Annotated in this window: 12 protein-coding genes; 2 read left to right on the forward strand and 10 right to left on the reverse strand. The window is 45.0% G+C overall.

The annotated features are described in order from the left end of the window. Nucleotides 1-17: 17 nt before the first annotated feature. Nucleotides 18-722 carry a LytR/AlgR family response regulator transcription factor gene (locus tag DVG78_RS21675; RefSeq protein ID WP_114463128.1) on the reverse strand — a complete coding sequence of 235 codons (705 nt, stop codon included), beginning with the start codon at nt 720-722 and terminating at the stop codon, nt 18-20. A 135-nt stretch (nt 723-857) separates the two neighbouring features. Further along, on the reverse strand, nt 858-2,027 hold the full coding sequence (locus DVG78_RS21680; protein WP_147277141.1) for a sensor histidine kinase: 1,170 nt from the start codon (nt 2,025-2,027) through the stop codon (nt 858-860). Nucleotides 2,028-2,147: 120 nt separating this feature from the next. Between DVG78_RS21680 and DVG78_RS21685 the strand changes: the two genes are divergently transcribed. Together DVG78_RS21685 and DVG78_RS21690 are read left to right on the forward strand one after the other, a co-directional pair. Next, the gene (locus DVG78_RS21685; RefSeq protein ID WP_114463130.1) at nt 2,148-4,583 is read left to right on the forward strand and encodes a TonB-dependent receptor; all 2,436 of its coding nucleotides are present in this window, start codon (nt 2,148-2,150) and stop codon (nt 4,581-4,583) included. Nucleotides 4,584-4,664: 81 nt separating this feature from the next. Then, on the forward strand, nt 4,665-6,179 hold the full coding sequence (locus DVG78_RS21690) for a glycoside hydrolase (RefSeq protein ID WP_114463153.1): 1,515 nt from the start codon (nt 4,665-4,667) through the stop codon (nt 6,177-6,179). Between the two features lie 14 nt (nt 6,180-6,193). Here DVG78_RS21690 and DVG78_RS21695 read toward each other — a convergent pair whose 3' ends face one another. From DVG78_RS21695 to DVG78_RS21730, 8 genes are all read right to left on the reverse strand, one after another. Further along, nucleotides 6,194-7,798 (reverse strand): hypothetical protein, encoded by a 1,605-nt coding sequence (locus DVG78_RS21695; protein WP_114463131.1) that lies wholly within the window; start codon nt 7,796-7,798, stop codon nt 6,194-6,196. A 292-nt stretch (nt 7,799-8,090) separates the two neighbouring features. Further along, the gene (locus tag DVG78_RS21700; protein WP_114463132.1) at nt 8,091-10,430 is read right to left on the reverse strand and encodes a heparinase II/III domain-containing protein; all 2,340 of its coding nucleotides are present in this window, start codon (nt 10,428-10,430) and stop codon (nt 8,091-8,093) included. A 94-nt stretch (nt 10,431-10,524) separates the two neighbouring features. Next, the gene (locus tag DVG78_RS21705; protein ID WP_114463133.1) at nt 10,525-11,397 is read right to left on the reverse strand and encodes an ROK family protein; all 873 of its coding nucleotides are present in this window, start codon (nt 11,395-11,397) and stop codon (nt 10,525-10,527) included. Nucleotides 11,398-11,442: 45 nt separating this feature from the next. Beyond that, entirely contained in the window at nt 11,443-13,341 is a 1,899-nt protein-coding gene (locus tag DVG78_RS21710) for a glycoside hydrolase family 97 protein (protein WP_114463134.1), read from the reverse strand. A 47-nt stretch (nt 13,342-13,388) separates the two neighbouring features. Beyond that, nucleotides 13,389-14,420 carry a LacI family DNA-binding transcriptional regulator gene (locus DVG78_RS21715; RefSeq protein ID WP_114463135.1) on the reverse strand — a complete coding sequence of 344 codons (1,032 nt, stop codon included), beginning with the start codon at nt 14,418-14,420 and terminating at the stop codon, nt 13,389-13,391. Beyond that, nucleotides 14,417-15,601, reverse strand: coding sequence for a glycoside hydrolase family 88 protein (locus DVG78_RS21720; protein WP_114463136.1), 1,185 nt, complete (start codon nt 15,599-15,601; stop codon nt 14,417-14,419). Before DVG78_RS21720 ends, DVG78_RS21715 begins: the two co-directional genes overlap by 4 nt. A gap of 76 nt (nt 15,602-15,677) precedes the next feature. Beyond that, nucleotides 15,678-17,327, reverse strand: a complete 1,650-nt coding sequence (locus DVG78_RS21725) for a RagB/SusD family nutrient uptake outer membrane protein (protein WP_229598290.1) — start codon at nt 17,325-17,327, stop codon at nt 15,678-15,680. Between the two features lie 126 nt (nt 17,328-17,453). Further along, nucleotides 17,454-21,002, reverse strand: coding sequence for a TonB-dependent receptor (locus tag DVG78_RS21730; protein ID WP_158550072.1), 3,549 nt, complete (start codon nt 21,000-21,002; stop codon nt 17,454-17,456). Nucleotides 21,003-21,224: the final 222 nt, after the last annotated feature.

Here is a 21,224-nt window from a genome sequence, read left to right on the forward strand (position 1 = left end):
TGAGATGTGTTGGGAGGTTAAATCCCCAAACTTTTTAAGAAGTCTTCGCGGTAGCTACTACCGATGGGGATTTCGTGGTTTTGAATAAAAACACGATTGCCTTCAATGTGCGTAATCCTGGCTTTGTTGATGATAAATGAACGATGCACCCGCAAAAACAAAGATTTTGGCAATAATTCCTCAAAACCCGAAAAGGTCATGCTTGGAAGTAATGTATTTTGGATAGTGACAATTTTGATGTAATTGCCCTGCGCTTCGGCAAACAGCAGCTCGTCGTGCATGATTTTGTAGATTTTTCCGTCAAATTTCAGAAACAGATAATTCTCCGTTTTTCCGTTTTCCATTCCGACCTGTTCCGGAAGTATCAACCTTTCCAACGCTTTGTCCACGGCCACAATAAAGCGCTCAAGCGAGAAAGGTTTTAGCAGGTAATCAATGGCGGCAAGGTCGAAGGCATCCACCGCATATTCTTTATATGCCGTGGTAAAAATAACCTGCGGTTGATTTCTGAGGGTTTTTAGAAATGCAATGCCGTTGAGCACGGGCATGTTTATGTCCAAAAAAAGAATGTCAATTCGTTGACTTTGCAGAATTGTTTTAGCCTCCAACGCATTTCCAACCGCCGCCGCAATGTGAAGCATGGGCAAATGACCGCAATAGGCTTTGATGATTTCGCGGGCAATGGGTTCATCATCAACGATTAAGCAATTGATTTGGGGCATAGGGGTTTTTGCAAAAAGTTACTGAAATAAGATTTAGAAAGTAGGAAGTAAGAAGTAATAGGATGTAGGAAACAGGAGGTAAGAGGTAGGAAATCGAAAATTACGCATATCTCCTAACTCATACTTTCTTCTCTCTTACTTCATTTTCAACTGAAGCATGACGTGATAAAAACCGTCTTTCGCTTCAATCTTCAAATCGTACTGATTAGGATAAAGTAATTCGAGCCGTTTTCTAACACTGACAAGGCCAAAGCCGCTGTGTTTTTCAGGGGTACTTTCAGATTGCTTCGTTGGGTTGTAAGAATTTTTTACGGAAAACAGGATGGAATCTGACCACGTTTTAAGCGTCAAGTCCACAAAAATGGTTTCGTCTACTGTGTTTTTGGAATGTTTAAAAGCATTTTCAATAAAGACGATCAACAACATCGGGGCAATTTTGATGTCGGGTTTAGGAAGGGATTCAATGGCGGCACGTAGCAGCAACCGCTCTCCAATACGTATTTTTTCAAAGTCGATGTAATTGTTGATATAGGCCAATTCGTCTTGTAACGGCACAAATACTTCTTTGGCGTCATAGACCGAATAACGCAGTAAATCAGCCAATTTTAACAACAAGGGCGGGATTTTTTCGTGTTGCGTAATCGACAGCCCATAGAGGTTATTGAGCGTGTTGAACAAAAAATGCGGACTCAATTGCGACTGCAACAATTGCAGTTCGCTTTTGCTTTGCGCGGCAACCTGTTGGGCTTCCCGGAGTTGATGTTGGACATTGTGGCGAACCATCTTAATCAAAGTCCCCAAGGCCAAAGGAACGAAAACGAACGGAATCCAAAACAAAAGTTGAGTTGCCTTATTCCCCTGAAAAGGAAGAGCAAACAACCCAACAACACAGCCGATGATTAGAAGGATTACTCCAATGATGATTTCATTGGAAATTGGTTGCGTGGACGAAATCCAAAGTTGGGAAAGATACCTCCCTGCAAATACCCCAATAACGAATAAGAACGTAACGGTCGCCGCAACGGCCTCGTCTTCGTGGATTCCTATGGCCTTGACGTACGTCTCAATCATAAGAAAGAGCGGAATGCTGAAAAGAAGTGATAGGAAAATATAAAGGTTCTTCCCGAAAAAAGAGGTTAGCCAATGATTGTTTGAACTACTCATGAGGGTACTGTTTACCTGTGTTTTATTAAATCGGTGGGCAAAGTTGAGGAATTTAGTAAATGTGCGGCCATTTTCAGGACGAATACGCCCAAATCCATGACGGAAACCTTGCGTAAACGCACCAACTGGTTTATCATCCAAAAATGCGTTTCTGTCAGGTTCTCGGCAAGCTTCGACATGATTTTTTCGAGGGCTGACCAACGGCTTTCATCTTTGTCCTAACAATTTATAAGCCGATTCTCATCACTAACACACACGTCCATGAAAACAGCAGCCATTTTACTTTTAACCCTTTTGTCATTGTCTATTTACGCCCAAAAAACAATTTCTGGTACGGTCAAAGATACCCATAATGAAACCGTTCCGGGCGCTACCGTGAAGTTACTTAAAGCCACGGATTCGACGATGATTTCGGGAGAAATTACCAACGCAAACGGAAAATTTCAATTTAATAACCTGCAAAACGGAACATATCTGTTGGCAATCACCGCAATGAGCCAAAAAAACTACATGAGCGCGGTGCTTACAATTGATGATGTACGAAGTAGTATTGTTTTGCCCGTCATTGTGCTTTTACCCGCCAAAAACATTGAATTAAAGGAAGTGGTAGTCAAAGCCAAACGTCCGCTGATTGAGCAAGATATGGACAAAACCATCGTAAATGTAGAGTCCATGATTAGTAGTGCCACGAGCAATACGCTGGAAGTATTGGAAAAAACGCCAGGCGTGACCGTAGGGATGAACGGCGAAATCAGTCTCAACGGCCGAAGCGGCATCTTGGTACTGATTGACGGCCGCGCCACGTACATGTCGGGCCCCGATTTGGCCGCGTACTTGAAATCTCTGCCGGGTGGATTGTTGGATAAAATCGAATTGATGGATAATCCCTCTGCAAAATACGATGCAGGCGGCAATGCCATCATCAATATTCGCCTGAAAAAGAACAGGGTAGGGGGATTTACGGGTAATGTGTCAATGGGTTCTAGCCAAGGCGTTTACGCAAGACACAATGGCTCCATGAACCTGAATTATAACCATAAAAAACTCAATGTATTTGCCAACTTAGGCTTAAACAAAGAAAAAAATTACAACAACGATATTTTTGATCGACGCTTTTACAACACCGAAGGCCAACAGATTTCGAACGTATTGCTCCTCAATGACAATATCTCCCGCAATAAAGGCCTGAATGCCATTTGGGGGGTGGATTACGCCGCTACCCCAAAAACAACTTATGGTTTGTTGATTAACATGAATGGGGGCGCCCGAAACACAAGGATAGATTACAACAGTAATAACTATAATACCGACCGTTTGCTTGATGCCAGAGGAGATGGAAGTACCCTAGTGAATGATAAAAGAAGGAATTTCGGTAGTAACCTCAACCTCCAGCATAAATTCAACAAAGCAGGACGGGAGTTAATGGCCGACCTAAACTATCTCAATTACCGAGGCGATGGAAATCAGCGGGTGCAAAATTTTCGGTACCTGCCCGAAGGTAGTTTAATTGATGGCGACGAGTTCTTATACTTGGTTCCTGGCAATATTAATATCTATACGGCCAAGGCAGATTATGTTCACCCTCTAAAAAACAAGGCAAGTTGGGAAGCGGGACTCAAATCCAGTGTCATTGATAACGATAACAAATCTACTTATTTTGATGTAAAAGGGAATGTTCAAACGATTGATAACGGGAAGTCCAATCATTTTAAGTACCGGGAAAACATCAACGCGGCCTATTTCAACACCCGAAAAGAATGGAAACGGGTGGGAATGCAGTTGGGTCTGCGTGCCGAAACTACCCAAGCCCGAGGCAATCAATTAGGCAACGAAGCGGTAGTAGGAAGTACTTTTACTAAAAATTATACGAAGCTCTTTCCAAGCGTATTTATCAATTATAAGCTGGACAGTTTGAATAAGAATTCTTTGAATTTGAGCTTTACGCGGAGAATAAATCGGCCTGATTACCAGGCGCTTAATCCATTTGTCTTTTTTCGTGACCAATATTCTTATACGGCCGGTAATCCCTTGTTGATTCCTCAATACCAGAATCGAATCGAATTAAAATTTCAGCACAAACAGTGGTTGCAAATGGGCTTGAGTTATAACCGTTTCACCAACGTGATTTTTCAAACGACCGAAGCCATTGATACCATTTTTATTACGCGTCCCAACAACGTAGCCAAAGGCTTTATGCTGATACTCAACACGACGGTGTCCAGTTCGCCGACCAAATGGTGGAACCTAATTTATACCTTAAGATTATCACACATGGGGCTCAACGGCATGAGTTATACCGAAAAATTGAACCCAAGCGCCTATGTAGCACGGTTTGAAGTGTACAACCAATTTCGATTGAACAAAGGCTGGAGTGCCGATTTGTCAGGATATTATGCCAGTTCAGACCTCAACGGACAAGCTTATACGGGCATGATGTACCGCGTGGGCGGGGCCGTGCAAAAGAAAATTTTGAAAGATAAAGCAAGCATACGAATCTCCGTAGAGGATATTTTTCACTCATGGATTCGGTACAACCGTTCGGTCAGCATCAAACAGGCGCAATTTTTTCAAACCAACGAATCGGATACACAGCGCGTTGGCGTGGCGTTTACTTATCGATTCGGGAAAGACACCTTTGCCCGCAAGCGTCGCCACAACGACAACGCCGCCGATGAAGAGAAAGGACGGGTGAACTAAGGAACTTGGGTCATTGGGTTAGAGTAATCGTTGGGTTTTTGGTACTTTACTTATCAAAAGCAAGCAAAAATGAAAACTCCCATGAAGCAGCTGTTCTTTCTACTGATACTCGGTTTTCAAGTCAGTATAGCCCAAAAACTCAGCATCGACCCCTCCGTTACGTACCAAACCATGCACAGTTTTGGGGCTTCTGATTGTTGGTCTATGCAGATGGTGGGCCGATATTATCCGATTGAAAAACGCAACAAGATTGCAGAACTGCTTTTCAGTAAGGAGCTTGACGCTGCCGGAAATCCCAAAGGAATTGGGCTGTCGATGTGGCGCTTTAATATCGGTGCGGGAAGTACAGAACAGGGCACCGGCAGCAAAATCACCAACGAATGGCGCCGAGCGGAGTGTTTTTTGGAAAACGGAATATATGATTGGACTAAACAACAGGGACAACAATGGTTTTTGGAGGCAGCCAAACGCCACGGGGTTGATTTTACGCTTGGGTTTCTCAATTCAGCGCCCGTTTCGATGACCAAAAACGGGCTGTCGATTGGCAGTGGTAACCTGGGAGAATGGAATTTTGACAAATCAAAAATGAATGATTTTGCTGATTTTCTGGCCCAAGTTTCAGCCAAATTCAACTTCGATTACCTGAGTCCGTTCAACGAGCCGCAATGGGATTGGGGCCCGAAATCAAAATCGGGCTTTGGCTCGCAGGAAGGAACTCCCATCAACAACGAAGACATCGCTTGGGCCACTCGAAAGATTGACGAAACCTTTGGGCAGAAAAAGCTAAAAACGCGTATTGTGTTGCCCGAAGCGGCCCAAATTGATTATTTGTACAAATCCAAAACCAACCGTTCGGAGGTGCATCAGGATAATCAAATTGAGGCTTTTTTTGACAAATCAAGCCCAAATTACGTAGGAAACCTAAAATCGGTTGAAAGTCTAATGTGCGGTCACAGTTATTTTACGACTTCCCCCACCGCCGAGCTCATCAGTAAAAGGCAGGACTTAGGGGATAAAATAAAGCAACAAAACATCCCATATTGGCAATCAGAATATTGTATTTTGGGAGATAATGCGGGCGAAATCAAAGGAAACGGGGTGGATTTAGGCGTGAAAACGGCCTTGTATGTTGCCAAAGTGATTCATGCCGACCTCACGCACGCCAATGCTTCGGCTTGGCATTGGTGGCTTTCGGTGAGTGCCAATGATTTTAAAGACGGTTTGATTTACGTCTTTAACAACGGTGCAAAAGGAGAAAACGACAAAAATAAATTTGATGGCGATGTGCTTGACTCCAAATTGTTGTGGGCATTGGGGAATTATAGCAGATTTATCAGGCCCAACATGAAACGAATCAAAGTGGATATGGCTGCTGAAAACGTGCTGGTGTCGGGATATGCCTCCAAGAATCAAGCTGTCGTGGTGTTTGTGAACAATGGTGAAAGTCAACGGGTTGAATTGCCAATAGAGCAAAAAAACCAAAAAACAGATGCCTTTGTTACCTCCCAAACCGAAAATTTGATGCACCGAAAAGTCAATAAAAACATTCTCGAACTGCCCGCCGAATCGGTCGTGACGCTGGTGATTACGTATTAGAAATGTTCCAACGTTTACTTTGCTGAGCCCATTATATAAAAATATTTCTCCACCGGCTCGGCCGACTGTACTTTTCCAGCAATGCCGTATTGCCACGCTACTACGGTAACTTTTACGGGAAACTTAGATTTTGGAGGGATTTTCGTGAAAATTAAGTTCGTGCCTTGAATTTTGGCTGGACCTTCTTTGACGTAATAATAAATGGAAAGTCCAGCATCGGAAGTAGCCGTAAGTGGAAGTTTGCTATTGCCAACTTTTTGATTTGAAAGGGTTGAAAACGTAATTTTCTGTGCTTTTCCTTCTTTATTTACCAATGGAAAACGCATATTAAGCTGCTGTACGGCGGATTTGTAGTGTTCGTCGCCGTTGTTGGATGCCAAGAGCCAAATGTCATTGGAGCGTTTAGGATTGTTGAAACCCATTCGGTAAAAGTTGATCTGGAAGGTGGTATTGCTGATTTTCCTGACGGGTCCGCAAATTCGGTCGATGCTTACCTGACTTTTAGGACGATGTAAAGTAGGTTTCAGGCGAGAAGTATCCGCAAAAAAACCTTTTAAATGAAAACTGATACCGTCTTCTAAGGGCATAAATTTGAGGTTATAATTGGCGTGGCCTCCTGTGGGTTTTATGATATTTCCGTGTTGGATAAAACCCAATTGTTGATTTTGTTTGCCTCTTGCTTTTGCATAAAAACGCTCCGTAGCGATGGTCATTTCTTCGTCAAAACACCACGATGCCTGTTTTCGATTTCCTTGGTAAAGTGCATACGGTTTGGCTTGCGCGGTAGGTAAGCTGTCTTTATGCCAGCGGTCCATCAGCCAACCTTTTTGCGGGTCAATAGGTAGCAGGAGCTGCTTTTCTTTTTTTTGCAAACGGTAATGAGCTGCTTTTTTAATGAATAATGCTAGATAATTAATCAATTCGACGGAATAGTCAAAATGCCCGTGACCTGCATCGGCAAAGAATGAAATGGGCGTTTTAGGATATTTTTCTACGTAATCAAAGCCCGGTTGAATACGTGCTTCCCACCATTCGTATTCTCCCATCACAAACAAACTTGGTAGGCCTTCGATACTCCGATTTCCCCAATCAGGATTGGGTCGTCCGCTGCCGGTCAATTTAGTCAATGGGGAATCTCCATGAATGGAAATTACAGCAAGCGTTCGATTGGGGTTCCATGCCGCAAAATTCCAGGGATAACTTGCCAAGGCCGAATGACCCATCGGAACAATGGGAGCAGTGGCTAGTTCGGCATAGCCTGAGACATCAGCCAATGATTTCATCATGCGTTCAAAGTGTCGGTCAACGCCCTTGGTGAAGTCAAATGTAATATCCAATGCAGGTGTAATCCAAACTTCGGCAAAGCCGAGTTCAGTCATGGTTTTACGAAAAGAAGCGTTTTCCAAAATGCCTTCTTCGATCATATTGTGCTGGCACAAAATGACGCCCCGAACGTGTTTGCAGTTTTCAGGAATCCAGAGAAATGCCTGAGGACGCGAATTGTTTTCGTTAGAAATAACACTGTCGACCGATACCGACCACTGCCAGACTTGGGCATAGCTACTTTGTATCAGAAGAAAGAGTAAAAACAGGGCTAAAAGGTGTTTTTTGAAATTCATTTTTTGAAATTGGAAACTGCATCTTTTCTATTTAACCTCCCAATACACTAAATATCGCTCTCGTTGAATGTCGTACAAAGTGAGACTGGGCGATGGTCGAAACAACTGCGGATATCCATAGGAATGCCGCTTTGTAGAAAGAGGTTTTCAATTTTAAATGTGTTTTAAACCAGTGAATTGTGGAATATATGACGTTTAGTTATTTACGGAACTGTGCCGTTAGGCACTGCCTAGTTGTAGCTAAGAGATGTCTTGACCAGATATTTTGCCCCACAGTGGCTACCCTGAAAACTCATTTTTCAATATCCAATACCACCTTCTGATTTGAATGTTCCACTTTCGCCGATTTGCCATTCACTACAACCGATTGCGGCTTTTGAACTGAGCGGAGCGAAACGTGCATTACCGGCTGTCCATCCAATTGTACATCTATTTTGTCTTTTTCATACGCCACATTCAAGAAAACTTTTGATAATGAGCTTAAAAACACTTTATCATTTTTCTTCAAATAACTTCCGTTGCTGACAAAAATTGATGTTGCGTTGTCGGGATTGGAAATGTCGGCGTTTTCGGGGTAAGTGATGGCGGTGAGATACGCATCTGTTTCCCAGCCTTCGATGGTATTGTTGGCGTTGCGGTGCATGAGGCGACCATCAGCGAGTAAGTTGAGGTATACCATCGTGACCTTGCCGTTTTGCGTTATTTTGACGCCAATCATGTTGGTGCCTTCAAGTTTTTCAATAACTGGAAGGTTGGTACGGGCGGCTGCGCCGTTTGCGCCTGACGAGCCTACAAAGGTTTCAAGGGGTTTGTTGTTTTCGTTTACCAAAAGAATGGTATTCAGGAACTTAGTTTGGCGAGAAGGTTCGGCAGGTGAAAGCGCGTAATACGGAATTTTGGTTTTTATATCTCGGTCTTTGAGGCCCTGTCGTTCTTCCAATTTCATTTTATCAGGAAAATCGTGCGGATACCCCAAAGGCAGGGTTTCGGGAAACAACGGACGGAAAAGTACCGAGGCATTGCCGTTGGTGATTTCGAGGTCTGGCCCTTTCTTTTTGGCTTCGTTTTGGTAATGCAGTAAAAACTCAAACTTACCTACTTCGTAGGTTTTTAGGTCGTCCAAGACCAGAATCACGTTGTCAATCCATAGGAAATGGCGGTAATTCCGCAGAAAATAGCGGGATGTGGGGGCGGTGGCATCAGCCATGATGTATTTGAGACTGCCGCCGTCAACTAGATGATGCAACTGCCCCACGGTTTTTACGGCATGGTACTGGTCTTGCGGGTCTTGGGCTTTGCCGTTGAACAGCATCACGTTGTGGGCTTCGCTACGTACAAAATAGGAGCTGTATTCGGGCAACCCGTAACTGACATCGCCGCCGTCAATCAACAAATATTTTCCATTATGATAGAGCACAAACGAACCTGCATCGGCGTGGGCGTGGTTCCACGTAAAGCCCGATTTTACGCCTAAAAGCGTTGCATCTTTCGCCCACGAAGACCGCAGCATTCCCCAACCCATGTCTTTGTAAATGGCGGAGGTGGGCAACGGATTTGCAATAGCTCTTACCTCTGACTTCTTACCTTCAACAGTATACAAGAGCCCCAACGGGGTATTCAAATTTAGGTCTTCGCGGCCCTCGCTGTTGCCGATTTCGTTGAGATACCAGTGATAATGCTCCTTTCCCAAGCCTAACGCCAGTAGCAATTTGGCCGGACGTTCGCCGTTGGCGTGGTCGTTGGAGTCACCAAAATTGAGCGACATCATGCGGCCTTTGGACGTAGGGTAGGAGGCGTTGATAAACCAATCTACCGTTTTGGTCAAGGTGTTATCGTACGGCATGTTGATTTTTCCGAAGATATTGGTCCACGCCAGACGAAAATAAAGATACTCAGACACTCCGAAATTAGCGTAGCTGACGCTCTCGTAAAAACCGCCGTCGCGGTCAAAATTGGCGGGTTTGTTTTCCAATATGCTCCCCGCAAAAGTAAACCATTCCTTGCTAGCGCGCATCACTTCATGGGCCCATTCATTGGCTTTGGGCTCTTCGTTCATAACTGCCAAAGCGGCAATTCCTGCTTCAAACACCACCGCCGACCACCAGTTGTGACCCATCGAATTGAGTGAATGAAGACGTTTATCTTCCGAAACCCAGTCATTGAGGGCAGGTTCGATGCCCAGTTTTACAATTTTAGCGGCAATGTCTTTCCGTTCTGCGGGGGAAAGCATATCATAGATACCGTCAAAGGCAATAGCGGATTGAAAACAGCCACGAGCGGTATTCAATCCCGAATTCCAGCGGGGAGTGCGGTCGTCCATCCCATCCCATTGCGGTCGGTTTACCCAATCCAATAGCAATGTTTTGACTTTTTCGGCGTATTTTTTATCACCCGTCATACGATAGGCAAGGGTAATCACCTCTAGGTTGCCGCCCTTGGTCTCTAATGATTTGGTGGCTTGCAACAGCATCGTTTGCCACGCTTTTGCCATTAGAGTGTCGGATTTGATACGCTCTTGGGTTTGTTTGACGCGTTCGTTGGTGTAAAATAAATAAGGGTGTGCCTTTTTTTGTTGGCCAAGAGTGACTTTGAAAAGTAGGCAACTTAGACAAATAATGATAAATTTTTTCATGGGGTTGATTTTTTAAACCACAGAGAAAGGGAGGAACACAGAGTGATATTTATCTCTGTGGTGCTCACTTTCTCTGGGATAGGCATTCATGTGGTTATTTAGTTTCTGCTACCCCAAATCCTACGGCACCCATGAGCGCGGCATATTCGTGAAGGGCTGATTTTTTGAGGGAAACTTTTGGTGAATACTTAGCCAAACGTTGTTCCATAGCGGGGAAAAACAAGGCCGATGCCTGCGCGATGTTACCACCAAAAACAATGACATCAGGTGTGTATTTCTCCACAAACTTGTCCATAACGGTGCTGATATTTTGGCCAAATTCTTCAAATACCTGTTTGGCGAAAGAATCAGTATCGTATCGTTCTGCTAATTCTTTTACGCCTGACAGAGGTTTATGGGTAAGCATCTCATAACGAGCAATAAACCACCGGGTTGAAATGAAGTCTTCTGCAACGCCCTCATGCAGCGGGTGATTGATGCCCAAGGCCAAATCAACCGCGTTTCCATGTTCAAAAAACGAAGTACCTAAGCCCGTGCCGAGGGTTATACCCAGACTTTTTTCAAATGTCTTGCCTGCGCCAAAGAGCATTTCACCTTCCAAAAATGCCTCAGCATCGTTTCTAAAACTGATTTGTTGGGGCGCTAATCCCAGACGAATTGCTAACTCATTTTTAATATCTAGGCCATACAAATGCTCGTATTTGTTGACATTTTTCATCCAACAAATGCCGTTTTTATAATCGAATGGCCCAGGTATTGCAATGCCAATTAGAGAATGTTGGAGTTCAGCAGAATCGACCACTCCATGAATGGTATCGGCCCAAATCGCTAAGATTTCTTCGGCTTGGGCGTGCGGATTCACTTGAGAACGCCGTAACGAATGTTCGGCTACTTTTTCCAAATGAATATCGACCAGTGCAGCGGTAATATGTGTGCCGCCTATGTCTGCTCCGATGTATTTTTGCATAGTATTATTTTCCTAAAATTGGGGTCACCTTGTGGCCTTTAAATTCTACTTTTCTTGCAACCATATAGCCTGACCGCCAGAAGCTTTTAGGCTTACTTTCAGAACAGTGTTGCTGTCCACTTCTTGGGTTTGAATACCTACTTTGGTTTTGGTGGTTGCGGTGTCGTCGTCTGAATAAATCTTGGCTTGGTATTTTTTGCCTTTGGGCAAAAAGTCGAAGTTAATTTCGAGGCTTCGGGCGTCGTTGTTGGTCATTGTTCCGATAAACCAATCGTTGCCGCTTCGGCGGGCGGTGGTGATAAATTGCCCGATTTCTCCCTGAACTACGCGCGTTTCGTCCCATGAGGTGGGGATATGTTTCCAGAACTCCAATTCGGGTTCCCCTTCGTACAAAGCGGGTTTGTCGTACCAATAAAGCGTTTGTAACGGACTGTAATACACGGCCGCCATCGCCAATTGATGGGCGTGCGTGGTTTTGATGCGTTTGTCGAAATAACACACAGTGTAATCGGCCGCCCCCGCAATGTATCGCGTAAACGGCAACGTGACGTTGTGCGTGGCGTCGGGCATTTCTTCATTGCCACGGATTCCTTCGGCGGTCATCAGATTTGGATAGGTACGCATTTCTCCCGTGGGTCGCCAATCGTCGTGGATGTTGACCATCAGCTGATTTTCGGCGCATTTTTTGATCATTTCTTCCACCCAAACCGTCCAACGGTGGCTGCCGACCTGCACAAAACCGAACTTCACACCTTTGATTCCCCATTTTTTGTACAAAGGAAAAATTTCGTCGGCCTGTTTGATGAGCGCCTGCTTGTTGACGTACAGCCAAATGCCGATTCCCCGTTCCCGACCGTATTTTACAATGGCTGGCATGTCCATTGGTGCTTTTACCAGCGTGGCGTCGGAGTCCCACGTGAGGGCAGGACCGTACCATTTCCAGTCAAACAGAATGTACTGCAAGCCGCGCTTTTGGGCAAAATCAATGGCTATTTTGGCCCCTTCGGTAGTGAGGGTCATTTCTCGGATGATTTTGCCCGGTTTAATCCATGAGGTGTCTTTGATTTTGTTGGATTCATTCAGATTCAACAAAATGTCATTGTTTTCAATGAGCTTTCCAGCCGTTTCGGCGACCATAATTACCCGCCACGGCGTGCCGAAATAAGTGATAGCATCTACTTTATCATCGAGTGAGGTGACGATGGTATTGGGTTTTTCGGCGCTGAGTTTGAATTTGCCTCGAGAATAATCGACCATGGCAGCTTCAGCCAAACTGACGTATAAACCGCTTTTCAATCTCATTGTCAAAGGTCGTTCGCAATCGTCCACCCAATCTTGCAAAGGCATCGGGAAATACTTGGCCTGAGCCCATTGTGTGTAGTAAGCAATGGTACCTTCGGGCATCGCAAACTCGGTGTTTTCGGCCTTGATTTGGTAATAGCTACCTTTTGGGTTTTCGGGAAAAAAGTAACGAATCGCAATACCTTCGTCGTAGGCCCGCACCTGAATTTGCATTTTGTAATCGGCATTGCTCGCTTTTTGGAAAGAAATTGTCGCCGCCTCGTAATTGTCCAATATCAGCGAACGCTCACCGTAGATGGGTTTCCAAGTGGTATCTTTTTGGGTCGTTTCGGTGGTCAGATACGTCATGTCTTCACACCATTTTTTGGTTTTATCCACCTTCAACGCCATTGCCAATTCGGAAAGATGGTTGTCCAACTGAATATCAAGGGCAGATTCAGTGACAATGGCCTGATTTTTATAGTTGACCGTGTAATAAATGACTCTTTTGCCTTCGGAATCCTGTCGCTGATAAACCTGACACACCAAGTTTTTGTTGGGCGAGGTTATGCTGGTTCGGGTAGGTTCAAGAATACCGTTTTGGGCAACAGTAAATTGATTGATTAGCAAGCCCAATAGGAGAGTGAATTTAGATAATTGCATAAGGGATTATTATGCTTAAGAATTTAAAAAAAGTGTGAAAATTAGGATTAGGAAGGCTCTTTTTGGGAGGAAGCCCGTTTAATCAAAGTCGCAGGAAGGACGTGCTTTTGGGGATTGTAAGCTTGTTTAATGCCAGTATTATTCATGTGTTCTAAAAGTGTAAGAATGAGTTGTTTGGACATTTCATGGACGGGTTGAGCAATGGCCGAAATCGTGGGTTGGTGAATCCTGAACAGGTCGTTGTCATCAAAAACCACAATCCCTATTTCTTCGCCGATTTTAATTTTTAAACGTCCCAATACTTCTATGCCGCTGATAGCTAAGTAGTTGGTGGCAAAAAAAAGCGCATCGATCTGTTGGCTTTGCTGCATGAACTGTTCAATATCATCCGTAATGTCGGTTGTTTTAGCCGTCAGGTAATCAAATTTTACCATGAAAGACTTCATACGGTGCTCATGAATAGCCCGCTCGTAGCCCAACAGGCGGTCAATCATCTGGGGTTGGGTAGAATCGAGTGTCACAAAACCGATATTTTTGTAGCCTTGGGCAATGAGGTATTTAACGGCTTGATAAGCACTATCAAAATTGTCCATGCCGACATAACTGGACTCTACATCTTGGCAATTTCGGTCAAACAAAACTACGGGTAGATTGTCTTTCATCAGGGCCTTAATATCTTCCTCAATGGCCTCCGTGGGCGTAATGATGTAGCCATCTACGTTGCGCTCGCGAAAGGTATTTATCAAATCTTTGGCTTTTTGCGGATTGTTTTTGGTGCTACTATAAATGATTTTGTAGCCGTTTTCGTAGGCGATATTTTCAATGTTTCCCGCAATTCCCGCAAAAAAAGTATCGGCAATGTCTTCTACCATCAAGCCAATGACGTTGGTTTTGCCGGTGCGCAAACTTTTGGCCAAATGGTTTGGCTTAAAGTTATTTTTCTCGACATACTCCAACACTTTTTGGGTCAATTCTTCGCTGATTCGTTTCTCTTTCGATTTGCCGTTTAGGATGTACGAAACCGTAGCGGTCGAAATCTGCAACGTGTCAGCGATTGACTTGATGGACATTTTTTTCATGGATTGCCTGCTTTTTTGAATGATTTTAACTTCATCAATGCTTCTACGTAATAATAATCGGCGTAATTGATGGAGGCATCTATCTCGGTTCCGTTGGGGTGATGCCCCGTAGAATGCAGCAAAATGGCACTGTTTCGGTCGCCGCTTTGGTAGCGATTACTGGACAATTCTTCGAGTATTTGCTGCGCTTTGGTGAAATAATCTTGTTGTTTGGTTTTGTCTTTCACAAACGTTGACAAATCCAATAACGCCGAAGCCGTGACCGCCGCCGCTGAGGCATCGCGCGGAGCGTTGGGAATCTTGGGGTCGTTGAAATCCCAGTACGGAATCAGGTCTTTGGGTAAGTTTTTGATATATACATCCGCCACTTTTTGCGCAAACTCCAGAAATTCAGGCTGTTTGGTTTCTTTATAACACATCGTGAAGCCATAAATGGCCCATGCCTGTCCTCGCGCCCACATACTGTTGTCGGCGTAGCCTTGATGCGTTACGCCTTTGATTTTTTTGCCCGTCAAGGTGTCATACACCACGACGTGGTACGATGTAAAATCAGGCCGAAAATGATTTTTCATCGTGGTTTTTGCATGTTGAACGGCAATGTCGTATAACTTTTTACTGCCCCCGTTTTTGGTCGCCCAGAAGAGCAATTCCAGATTAATCATGTTGTCGATGATGGTATTGTGGCCGCCAAACTTTTTGATTTCGCGCGGCCATGACAAAATCGTTCCTACTTTGGGGTTGTAGAGCGTTGCCAAAATATCGGCCGATTTCAAGATAATTGTCTTGTATTCAGGATTTTTGGTCAAACGATAACCATTGCCAAAGCTGCAAAAAATCTGAAACCCTAAATCATGGTCAGAGGCGGGTTCCTCTGATAACGGCGTGAGCAACCGCGAAAACTCGTCGGCTTTGGTTTTGAGCTTTGCGTCGTTGTTGTATTCGTATAAGTACCACAGCGTACCGGGCCAAAAACCGCTGGTCCAATCTCTGAAATTGACAAATCGCCAGTTTGTCGAATTCGTATTGATGTTGCGGGGTATGTTTTTCGATTTGTCGGGAATAAGCTGTAACGTTTCTTCGGTTTTTTTAACCGAATAATCTAAACTTTGATTAACAAACACTTGGGCATTAACGGCGTAAATGATTAAACAAGAGATGATTAGGGTGGTGGTGTATTTCATAAAAATGAGGTGGGTTAAAGGTAGTGGCGCATAGTTGCGCCACTACGATTGATTCACTTTTAACCTATTTAATTTCTTACCAACCGGGATTTTGGGTGAGGTTGGGATTCAGTTGAATTTGCTGCGACGGAACTGGTAATAAATAATGTTTTTCCGCCCATATGCGGTTGCCTTCTAAGCGATAATTACCATTAACCACCTGATTTTTAATTCCTGCCCAACGAGTTTCATAGGCGGTGCCAGTCCATACAATCCCTTCAATGGGTTTGGGCATTTCGGTTTCGGCGGTTTTCCAACGCTTCAAATCATCCACTCTAAAGCCTTCCAAAAACAATTCCAGTGTACGCTCCCGACGGATTTCGGTACGCATATCCAAGCCATGGGTTTGTACCAACGTATTGCTCAGTTTGGGCATTTGTTTATTGATGCGGTTGCGGACTAAGTTCAACGATTTATCCAAATCAGCATCGCCGATGGTTCCATTCTTTTCAAAAACCGCTTCGGCGTAATTGAGGAGGACTTCAGCATAACGAATGACGGGGTAGTCGTATGCCTCTTCCATGTCTTGCAAACGACGCTCGGTGGCAAATTTTTGGGGTGCATACCCACTGCCGCCTGCGGGGCTGAATCTTCCGCCCGAACTTGCAATGTCGGCGGCGTCACCCTTCCACGTAGTACGTGCGCCGGGATTTTCGTTGTTCCAGTAGTATTTTCCGTCTTGCATCCAGGTATAAAACACGCGGTTGTCCCGATTTTCGTACTCAGAAAGTGTGGTTTTGTAGCCTTTGAAGAGGGACGATTTTTCGATGGGCAAGCCATCTTGACAGAGGTACATATCCATCAACTTCTTAGCTCCCCAGTGGATATTTCCTTGCATTTGATGAGTGATATTAATCCGAATTTGGCGCGAAGCAAAATCGTACCGGTTGGCCAAAAGATATTCTTTGTTGGCTGCTTTGGTTAAGTTAGCGGGGTTTGACTGTTGATTTTCCAGAATAAACAGGTATTTCTGGGCCGAGTCGCCCAATACCGCAGGTGCAAAAAGTTCATATTGTTTGCTTGAAACCACCGCGTCGGCATTGATGATGGCTTTGTCCAAGAGGGTATTCGCACGGGCAGAGTTGTTTCTGAATTTCTGCCAAGTCCCTTCATACAAAGCTACGCGACTCAAAAACGCTTGTGCCGTTCCTTTGCTCACACGCCCTTTGTCTGCCCCAGCAATGGCACTTTCGAGCGGTAATGCGGCAATGGCACTTTCGAGGTCGGCAATGATAAAGTCTACGACCTCATCGCGGTTGTTGCGGGGTGCTTGCAGTTCAGGCGATTCGGGAGAAAGCGGGGTTTTGATGATGGGAACTCCGCCAAATAGTTGCAACAAATCGAAATACAAATACGCCCTGAAAAACTTGGCTTCGGCTACGTATTTTTCAATCTCAGCGGGACTAGGATAAGTCGCGGCTTTGTCCAACAGGTAATTTGTAGCTCGGATGCGAGAATAGGCGGTATTCCAACTTCCATCGGTGATTGGGATGGTGTTGGTGCCGTTGCTGAACGTATTGGCACCGTCGCGACTGTATAGAATGTCGCTTCTGCGGTCGGAGTGGGGGTTGTTGTCCAAAATATCCGCAAAACCTCTTAAATACGTGTAGTACTCATTGGCCGCCAATTTAAACTGCTCGGCATTTTTCCAATAACTGGCGTCGGAGATTTCGTTGATGGGCTTCATCTCAACGAGCTTGTTGCAACCAAAGGAAAAGAAAATGATCCCGGCGATTGTCAAGACTTTATATATGGTATGATTTTTCATTTTGATTCATTTTAAAATTTGCGGTTCGATTACTTTTTGCCGTGATTAAAAAGTAAGGTTTAAACCCAACGTCATGTAACGATAAAACGGGAAGCGTTGGCTGAAGGTCGATACATTGTTGTTTTCGCCGTCGCCAGTATTGGCTACGCTGCGGGTTGCTTCGGGGTCCCAACCATCGCGGATATTGGCTTTTTCCCACAAATCGCTGCCTGAGAAATACACTCTAAGGCGTTGAATCTTCGCTTTTTGGGTTAGGCTGCCGGGTAATGTATATCCCAATACCACATTTTTGAGACGGATGTACGAACCATCCTCCACAATCCAATCCGACTGATAATAGTTGTAATTGTTGATGGTTCCTGTGGTAGAAAGGCGTGGATAAAAAGCATCGGTGTTGGTAGGTGACCATGTTTTGCCCAAAAATGCAGTATTCTGTGCCTGAAAAATCACGGCGGCGGGTATACGCCAGTTGCCATCGCGGATAATGGTACGTTTGCCAACGCCTTGGAAAATGGCGTTGAAATCAAACCCTTTCCACTCAAATCCACCGTTGAAAGAATAGATAAAACGGGGATCATCGCGTCCGAGTGCGACGGCATCTTCGGGGAAGGTGAGTTTTCCGTCGCCGTTTACGTCTTTAAACATATTATCTCCTAAACTCAGACGGGCGTTTGCTTGTGCCGTAGCCGCACCGGCAGGAAGCCCGATGTTGTTGCCCGCAATAAATTTACGATAGGCTTCGAGTTGCTCTTGGCTCTGGATACGACCGTCGTACACTAACCCAAAATAAGTATTTAAAGGATAGCCTTCAACGGCTCCGTTTAGGCCACGGTTGGCCGAATTAATGATTTTTTGACCGCCATACCCCACAAGCATATTGGTATTGTCGGAGAGATTGCCCGAAATATGGTAAGAAAGATTTCCGATTTTGTCGCGCCAACCCAGCGATAACTCCCAACCTTTGGTTTCGAGCGTACCGTTGTTTCCGTCGGGGGCATTGGCCCCCAAAACGGCCGAATAAGTGCGAGCAATCAGCATATTATTGTTGTTCTTTTTGAAGAATTCAAGGGTTCCGTAGAGGCGGTTTTTCAGCAAAGCAAAGTCAACGCCTATGTTTTGATTGATTACTTTTTCCCACGTACGGTCAAGGGCAACCAACGAACCAGAAGGTGCTACTCGCACCGCTGGGCTGGTGCCGAGGATAGGGAAGCCCGCACTGGTGGCTCCCGGTGAGAAGTTGATATTCATGAACTGAATATAGTCGTACAATCCAATTCCGTTTTGGTTACCGACACTACCGTAAGACGCCCTGATTTTTAAATCATCCAAAAAGGGGATGTTTTGCATAAACTTCTCCTGCGTTACTCTCCAGCCGATCGATACGCCCCAAAAACCTTTCCAACGATTTTGCGCGTCGAATTTCGACGAGCCATCGTAGCGGGCATTGGCTTCAAGTAGGTATTTGTCTTTGAGGGCGTAGTTTAAACGGCTGAAATAACCACCAATGGCATAATGATTTTGGGCTTCAGACACGGTTTTGGTGGTAGGGTCGCCCGTGCTTAAATTAAGGGAATTGGGTACGTTGGGGATTGCATCCAAGGTTTTGGCAATGAATCGGTTGTATTCATTACGCTCGTATTGCAACCCCGCCGTCAGTTTAAAATCATGAATTTTAGCGACCTGTTTGCTAAACTCAGCGTAGGCATTGGCGCTGTAGAAGGCTTCTTGTTTGTTGCCGCGTTGGTATGAACTACGGGACGGAAGATAGGCAATCAGGTTAGCTCCGGTGTAGTCGTAAAAGGGAATGTTATTTTCAAAAGTACGATAGTCGGTTGTGAGCAAATAATAGCCTGCCGTTCCGACCAATTTTAAATTGGGGGTTGCATTATAAGTCAAATTAAGATTAGTATTGAGGCGGGTATTGGCTTCTTTGTTGTCGCCGCCAAAAGTTGCAATGGATACCTGCGAAGCATTCCCAATGCCGGAGCCCCACACGTAGGCTTGTCCTTTTTGGTTGAAAAGCGGCATTCCTTGCTGAATACCATTGTTCATGATGGAACCCAGTTGCGTTGGCTGAACAATTTGCTGACGCTCTACCGAGATATTGGTGGCTAATTTCAACTTATTGGAGAACGAATAATCGTGAGTGAGGCGGAGGTTGTAACGTTTGTTGGAATTGTTCCCCCATTGTAATAAACTGCCGTCATTCAAATAGCCAAGTGATACACGATAGCCAGCCTTTTCACCGCGCGAGGCCACACTCAACTGATGTTCCTGCGAATGGGCATTGCCCCACAGTACATCCTGCATGGTTTGATCAAAGAATGGAAAGTCTTTCACATCTCCAAAAAGACCCGCTCCCGGTACGCTCAACGCTTGGTATTCTGCGGGAGTTAGCCATTGTTTTCCCTGCGCCAAGGCTTTTTCCATGACGGTGGTGAGGTTGTTCCATATATCAGTGGCGGGAAAGCCGTCGTTGGTACGGGCTTCGCGAATCAGACCCCACCAATCGTTGATGCGCACTAAATCGGGTTGTAAACCAATTTTTTTCTGAGAAAATGCCGCGCTGTATTCAACGGTAGGCTTGCCGGTTTTGGCTCTTTTGGTCGTAATCAACACCACGCCACCAGCGGCACGAGAGCCATAAATGGAAGCAGCCGCGTCTTTCAAAAAGGAAATGTTGTCAATGTCGTTGGGGTTTAGTGAATTAAGGGCGCTGGTGCCAGGGACGGGTACACCATCAATAATGACCAACGGGTCGCTGTTGTTGACCGAAGAAGCTCCGCGCATTTGGAAATTCCACTGCTCTCGACCGGGTTGGGCCGAATTGCGGGTAACCACTACACCAGGCACCTGACCCTGTAAAGCTGACAATGGGTTGGAAACGGGGCCACGGTTTTTGAAGACTTGCTCATTGATGGTGACTACGGAGCCGGTAAGGGTTTCTTTGCGCTGCTCACCATAGCCCACTACCACTACTTCCTGTAAGCTTTTTGGGTCGGGTCGGAGTTGGAGGTTGATGATTTTTCGGCTTCCGATGGCTATTTCCTGTTTTTCGTACCCTAAAAATGAAAAGACCAAAACAGACGATTCATCGACTACCGACAAGCTGAATTTTCCATTGGCATCGGTGGTGGTTCCTCGCGTAGTATTCTTGAGGGCTACGCTTACGCCTGGTATGCCTTCATTCTTTTCGTCGGTTACAGTACCACCGACGGTTATATCAATGACGGTGTTTTGGGAATTTGCCTGTGGTATTTCTTCTTGCTTAACTTGCTCAGTGCGTAATAAAATCTGAGAACCAGCCACTTCGTACGAGATTTGTAGGGGTTTCAGCAGCGATTCCAGTACGTCGGAAAGGGATTTGTCCTGCATATTGAGGTTTACTTTTCGGTCGGCCCGAATCAACTGTGGACTGTACACAAAGCGAACGGAAGCGGCCTTGCTGATTTTACGAATCGCAGACTCAACATTTTGATTTTCAATGCTGACAGAGATGCGACGATTCAGTAATTCTTGGGCATTACCGTTGGTTGCGAGTACCCATGTACACGCAAAGACCGACAGTAAGAGTTGGTAAAATGAGAGACGCATGATTTTTAGGAAAACCTTTAGCGTTTTAGAACCATTTTTCATACATTTGAAACGATTTAAAGTTACAATTTTTACAAAAAAGTCCCCTCTGTCCGACGAAAGCCGGATGGTAGCAAGCCTGAGAAACTGCGGGGGATGGGTCTAAAATCGGGAACGTTGGCGCGTTTCCGATTTTATTTTTTCAGGGAGTGGTAAATAAGAATTTTTAGGTCATATTGGAGG

Source organism: Runella aurantiaca, assembly GCF_003339505.1.
In the GTDB taxonomy this organism is placed as follows: domain Bacteria; phylum Bacteroidota; class Bacteroidia; order Cytophagales; family Spirosomataceae; genus Runella; species Runella aurantiaca.

Bases quoted from the DNA above. Each gene is read 5' to 3' on its own strand.
- DVG78_RS21725 (WP_229598290.1), bottom strand. From the start codon at position 17,327: ATGAAGCCCATCAACGAAATCTCCGACGCCAGTTATTGGAAAAATGCC.
- DVG78_RS21690 (WP_114463153.1), top strand. From the start codon at position 4,665: ATGAAGCAGCTGTTCTTTCTACTGATACTCGGTTTTCAAGTCAGTATA.
- DVG78_RS21705 (WP_114463133.1), bottom strand. From the start codon at position 11,397: ATGCAAAAATACATCGGAGCAGACATAGGCGGCACACATATTACCGCT.
- DVG78_RS21685 (WP_114463130.1), top strand. From the start codon at position 2,148: ATGAAAACAGCAGCCATTTTACTTTTAACCCTTTTGTCATTGTCTATT.
- DVG78_RS21675 (WP_114463128.1), bottom strand. From the start codon at position 722: ATGCCCCAAATCAATTGCTTAATCGTTGATGATGAACCCATTGCCCGC.
- DVG78_RS21730 (WP_158550072.1), bottom strand. From the start codon at position 21,002: ATGCGTCTCTCATTTTACCAACTCTTACTGTCGGTCTTTGCGTGTACA.
- DVG78_RS21715 (WP_114463135.1), bottom strand. From the start codon at position 14,420: ATGAAAAAAATGTCCATCAAGTCAATCGCTGACACGTTGCAGATTTCG.
- DVG78_RS21720 (WP_114463136.1), bottom strand. From the start codon at position 15,601: ATGAAATACACCACCACCCTAATCATCTCTTGTTTAATCATTTACGCC.
- DVG78_RS21700 (WP_114463132.1), bottom strand. From the start codon at position 10,430: ATGAAAAAATTTATCATTATTTGTCTAAGTTGCCTACTTTTCAAAGTC.
- DVG78_RS21695 (WP_114463131.1), bottom strand. From the start codon at position 7,798: ATGAATTTCAAAAAACACCTTTTAGCCCTGTTTTTACTCTTTCTTCTG.
- DVG78_RS21710 (WP_114463134.1), bottom strand. From the start codon at position 13,341: ATGCAATTATCTAAATTCACTCTCCTATTGGGCTTGCTAATCAATCAA.